The organism is Petrachloros mirabilis (genome assembly GCF_975968855.1).
Window position 1 is genome coordinate 1 of the sequence record NZ_CDLUDY010000014.1, and the last position, 5,539, is coordinate 5,539.

Sequence of the window (5,539 nt, forward strand, 5' to 3'; positions counted from 1 at the left end):
AGGGGTTGAATCCCACGGGCTCGTTCAAGGACAGGGGGATGACTCTTGCTGTTACGCAGGCCGCGGACAGAGGAGCGACAGGCGTAATGTGCGCCTCGACGGGAAACACTTCTGCATCAGCCGCAGCGTATGCGGCGAAGGCGGGTCTTGAATGCGTTGTTTTAATACCTGAAGGCGGTACCGCCTTGGGCAAAATTGCCCAGGTCTTGATTTACGGAGCGAAAGCGATTAAAATAAGAGGTAATTTTGATGATGCTTTGAAAATCGTCCGGGAGATCACGGCTAAGTATCCGATTGCTCTTGTAAATTCTCTTAATCCTTATCGGCTCGAGGGTCAGAAGACTGCCGCCTTTGAGGTATGCGACCAACTCGACGGAGAAGCACCCGATTATCACATCTTGCCCGTCGGAAATGCGGGAAATATAGCTGCATACTGGATGGGTTACACGGCGTATAAAGAGGCCAATCGGATCGAGCGATTACCGAAGATGATAGGGTTTCAGGCAAAGGGAGCTGCTCCCATAGTCAGAGGCAAAGTTGTCGAACGACCCGAGACGATAGCATCGGCCATACGAATCGGGAATCCTGCAAACTGGCAGAAGGCAGTTAATGCGGCTGTCGAGTCGGACGGATTTATCGATGAAGTAACCGACGACGAGATTTTACTCGCTCAGAAGTTTATTGCTTCAACAGAGGGCATTTTTTGTGAGCCAGCTTCTGCGGCTTCCATTGCAGGATTGCTGAAATTGAGCCGGAACGGATTCTTTGTTGAAAACGGCGCAAAAACTGTTGTCTGCACGTTGACAGGAAGCGGGCTAAAGGACCCTGATACGATTGTTGCCACCGCGGAGGAGCCGGTTCTGCTGGAACCTTCAGTTGATGACGTGAGTCAATATGTGGGGCTGACAAAGCCGTGCCCGGTCCCGTGATTCTTTGAGCTTCAGGAATAAACACTTATCTACGGCGATATTAGAATCCACCGGTCTATCCGTGGGAAAATAACTTTATTAGAGGTACGCAGATGGCTGAGTTTGTTAAACAGATGGAAGCTAAAGGGCATCTTATCGACTCAGGTTTGATGGCAGAGATAATGGATACTATCGTCATTCATAACGGCGAGTTCGAGATCAAGCAGTTCGACATCGGTAGGACAAATCAGGATTTCTCGTCGCTGACGATTGTCGTGAAAGCCTTTTCCCGCAAGGAATTCGATGCCATTATGACAAGACTACATCGGCTCGGTTGTTTTGCCGCTGATGTAAAGAGCGCTGTTTTGAAGAAATCGACGAAGAACGGTGCAGTTCCAAGCGATTTTTATTCCACAAGCAATTGTGCAACTTACGTTCGGTTGAATGGTCAATGGAGAAAGGTGAAGAATCAGCGGATGGATGCGGCTATCGTCGTAGACGGAGATCAAGCGAGCTGCGAGCTGCTCCGCGATGTCAAAAAAGGAAATGCAATTGTATGCGGATACGACGGCGTAAAGGTCGTGCCGGAATTCAAGGAGCGCGATCGGCGTGAGTTCAGTTTTATGGGCAAGGAAATCTCCTCGGAACGAAAAGTCGAGATTGCGGTGAGGAAACTTGCCGACATGATGAAGGAGATTAAGAAAAAGGATGGGAAGATCGTTGTTGTCGCCGGCCCTGTAGTGATTCATACAGGAGGCAGAGACGATCTGGCTGAGCTGATTCGGAAAGGTTATGTCAATGTCCTCCTTGGCAGCAACGCCATTGCGGTTCACGATATTGAGATGAGCTTGTTCGGGACTTCTTTGGGGGTTGATATGGCGACCGGAAAAGCGGTCGAAGCAGGCCACCGCAATCATATAGCTGCCATAAACGAGATCAACAGGTGCGGTGGAATTAGGAACGCTGTAAGACGCGGCATCTTGAAATCAGGTATTATGTATGAAATCGTGAAAAATAATGTCCCCTTCGTCCTCGCAGGTTCGCTCAGAGATGACGGGCCGCTCCCGGAAGTAATCACGGATCTGGTACAGGCGCAAAAGAAATATTCTGACGCTCTTAAAGGAGCTAATATGGTTTTGATGCTCGCTTCAATGCTTCACAGTATCGCAGTCGGTAATATGCTCCCGGCACAGGTTAAATGCGTCTGCGTTGACATCAACCCCGCCGTGATGACCAAACTTTCCGACCGCGGCACCGGTCAGGTCCTCGGCCTCGTAACCGACGTCGGTCTCTTTCTGAACTTACTCGCCAAAGAACTATGAAACCCATTTCTTTCCCTTGACGAGTTAGCACTGACATTCGTCAAATTCGTGGCTAATTCTTCATATCTACCAACCTAATTAGGCGGCTGAGTGTATGGCTCAGGATAATTCCACGTGCTTAGTCCGCTTGCAGTAGAGGTAAATAGAGCAGACTCTCGCATTTTGTATGACAAGAGATCATGACAAAGCGAATCAACGGACTTAATCACACTATGAAGAGAACAGTCAACGTCTCCTATTTGTTATTCAATCACTGCGTCTCCCTCTCTTCGCATGCACTGCCTTTCGGTTCGTCTCGCGCATTCGCTTAACGAGCAACGGATACGGTTCGCCGGACTCCTGAAGTATGCCCGCATTGTAATCTTCCACGTCGAACGCATCAACCCATTGATGCCAGTGCGCACCCACCACGTAAGGCAGGTCCACCAACTGCGCAATGCAATTTCCGTATCCCTCAGCCCGCTCGCGGAACGTGTTGACCGTATAGCCCCAGCCCCACGCGATGTGGCCACTTTCCCTTGCTGACAAATTCCACTCCGAAATCAACACCGGCTTGCCAGTTAGCTTCGCGATCCTCTCGATCCGCTGTAGGTCTTGATGGGAGAAAAACGGACCCTTCATCGGATAATAATTTACCGCCACCAAGTCGTATTTTCCAAATAGGTCCAACGGCTCCCAGTTCATGTACAGAAACGTCAGCGCAAAACGGTTCCCGATGATCAGGTGGTTCGGGTCGAACTTCCGAACAACATCATACGTGTAATCCACGTAGGCCTTGACCAGATACCGCTCGAACTGGAGAAGATCCTTCTGGGCTTGTTCCGTGCGGAACTCCGCGAAGCCCACAATTCGCCGCAGTTCCCGTTCCAATTCCACAAAGCTCGCCAGTCGGCATCCCCACGCTCGGTTCAGCGCTTCGATCGAATTCTCATATCGCTTTTGCAGCCAGGCCAGAACCTCCTTTAGACACGCCTCCGACCAAAAGTACCCGAATAGGTTGCGATCGCCCGACGCCACAATTTCGTTGTCCACGAAATAGCCGATCAGTGACCGGTTTTCGCGAAACTTGGGAACAATCTCCTTTACCATTGCCTTTACTCGTTCACGCCATTCCTCATTGAAGGGATCGGGAAACCGCGTCGCCGGGTCTAGGGGCAACCGCCCCTTTGGGTCTTTAAGGAAAAGATGTTCGCCTCCCTCTCGCAGCAGCCTGTGGGACAAGTTGAGGTTCACGTAGAAGAAGTTCCCCCGCCGGGTCGCTTCCTCCTGCATCACTGTGTCGCAGGCCGCGCCCACAGAGGTAAAGCCCCAGTCCTGTAGCCGGTCCCAGGTCATCTTCGCCCACTCCCTTTCATCCGGATGCTCAGCCACAACTCGCTGCGTGTACTTGCGATTCATCCTCCCTGCTCCGCTACCAGGATGAGGATACGCCACACAGTTTACCCCCAGATCCCAGAAGGCGTTTGCTTCTGAATCCACCAGCCACCATGTCCCTTCCAGATACTCCAGATGAACAAAGCCCGTCGCCTTTCCCTTCAATGCACGATGTAGCTCAATGGAGGGTATGGCCGGCAGCGCTACAGACCGGCCCGTCGCCTCGCCTGTTGGTCCACCGACGGTGTCTGGCTCTCCACTCTCCACCATTGTGCCATCACCTCCTTTTGCACAGCCATCTAAAAAAACAAAACACACCACACCCAGGAAAACTATCAATAGGCAACTCGGCCTGCCCTTTATTCTGCACATAATCTTCCGTCCTTACTTGCTAAGGTCTTCATCCTTCAATGGAACTCAACCAGCGAGCATAATAAGCAGTGCACAATAATGTCGCATTAAAATCATATCACATGCGTCAAGCGCCAGCAAAATGTTTCTAAAAGCAATCTTACAAAATTCTCTTTTCAAATTACTTCGTGAGAATCGTAGTTGGATTAAGAGCTTGATATATAAACGTCCATTTTCTCATTTCTTCTTCGCCAGCAGGCTCATAACGGGATCATCGCTATCTTTTGAGTCTTAGCTTAAATAATCGTATATTTAGACACTGCAAAGCTATAATCGAACTTGTGTTAAAGAGAAAGAAGGCGAGTCATCAACATCTGCCTTTGTCATCTCAGGTTCTCTGCCTAATTAGGTGGCTGAGTGTATCGCTTAGGATAATTCCAGGTGCTGAAGCTGCTCACGGGGGACAGGATGACTCTGAGCCCCTCGCCAGGAGTTAGTTGCTTGGTGGTTACTGTTTCAGCCGGGTAGTCCCGCCATTCGGATGCGGCCGTGTTGTAATAAATCCTCTCGTAACTTAAGGTTGTCCAGTTCCAGAACCAGAGCTGGTCTGAAAACGGGAAGACTGTCGAACCCGTGAAACCGCTCTCTACAAAACCTGAATTTTCAAGAGAAACTTGGATCGGATAGGCAGAGCCGACCTCGTTTAGTCCGGAATATGGGTTTTTGGTCAAGCTGATGCTTCTCGATGTGTCGGACACTTTTCCAGTGAAATATACTCTTTTATTGTCGGGTGTAGTAGGCACGAGAACAAGCCTGTAGCCGATGTCGGCATCGAAGGTGAAAGTGGGCGGATTCGAGGGATTATAGAAATCCCGCCACTGCGTTCCGTTGAAGAAAGCTTTCTCATAGCTCAGCGTGCTCTGATTCCATTTCCAGCACTGATCCGCAAACTGGGGAACAGTTGAGCCTGTCAACTGAATGTTCAGTACCTCATCGAGTGTGTTGCTGTAGGGGATGAATGGTGTGGAAACGCAGTTCATTCCGCTGAAAGCCGAATTTCTCAAAGTAATCCAGTAGATGCCACCGGTGTCTCTTGTATAAATCCCGGTGCCGACAACCTCCACTTCGTAATAGCGCTCCTTCAGCGTCGGATCAAAGGGAGATTTGCGACCGGTGCCCGCGTCCCCCTCATCAGGCACTCCTATTATGCTCCCGCTACCCGGAAGGGGATCGCCGAGAGGTGACCATATCATTGAGTCGCCGAATTCCGAATCGCTGTAATAGAGCTGATAAGATTTCCCCTCTACCGAAGTCCATATTATCCACAACTGCGGCTCACCCACGGGGAAATAGACCGCAACGGAACTCAACTTGAATACCGACTCTGGATCGGCAGGATCGGTTCCCGTAGCGACCTCGTCACCATCGGTCTGACCGACCTGTCCCACAACATCACCCTGCGCGCGCCAGCTCCCTTTGCCGGCAGGTTGGTGCTGGAGACGGGGGGCGAGCCGCTGAGTGGAGCGCTGGTGCGCGCCTACATCGTGCTCGAGGACGACCGCCTGGTGCCCGTGGGCGAGGAGC

At 50.9% G+C, this 5,539-nt stretch carries 4 protein-coding genes; 2 read left to right on the forward strand and 2 right to left on the reverse strand.

Features of this window, described 5'->3' with window-relative positions:
* Both thrC and ACWVCN_RS00530 read left to right on the forward strand, forming a co-directional pair.
* Window positions 1–929: threonine synthase (gene thrC, locus ACWVCN_RS00525; RefSeq protein WP_455243546.1), on the forward strand; the 929-nt coding region annotated here is incomplete at its 5' end.
* 92 nt (window positions 930–1,021) lie between these two features.
* Window positions 1,022–2,230 (forward strand): ornithine cyclodeaminase, encoded by a 1,209-nt coding sequence (locus tag ACWVCN_RS00530; RefSeq protein WP_455243547.1) that lies wholly within the window; start codon window positions 1,022–1,024, stop codon window positions 2,228–2,230.
* A gap of 246 nt (window positions 2,231–2,476) precedes the next feature.
* Here the strand turns inward: ACWVCN_RS00530 and ACWVCN_RS00535 are convergent, their stop codons facing one another.
* Both ACWVCN_RS00535 and ACWVCN_RS00540 read right to left on the reverse strand, forming a co-directional pair.
* Complete coding sequence (locus ACWVCN_RS00535) at window positions 2,477–3,874, reverse strand: beta-galactosidase (RefSeq protein WP_455243548.1); 1,398 nt, start codon at window positions 3,872–3,874, stop codon at window positions 2,477–2,479.
* 482 nt (window positions 3,875–4,356) lie between these two features.
* On the reverse strand, window positions 4,357–5,403 hold the full coding sequence (locus ACWVCN_RS00540; protein WP_455243549.1) for a hypothetical protein: 1,047 nt from the start codon (window positions 5,401–5,403) through the stop codon (window positions 4,357–4,359).
* Between the last annotated feature and the right edge of the window lie 136 nt (window positions 5,404–5,539).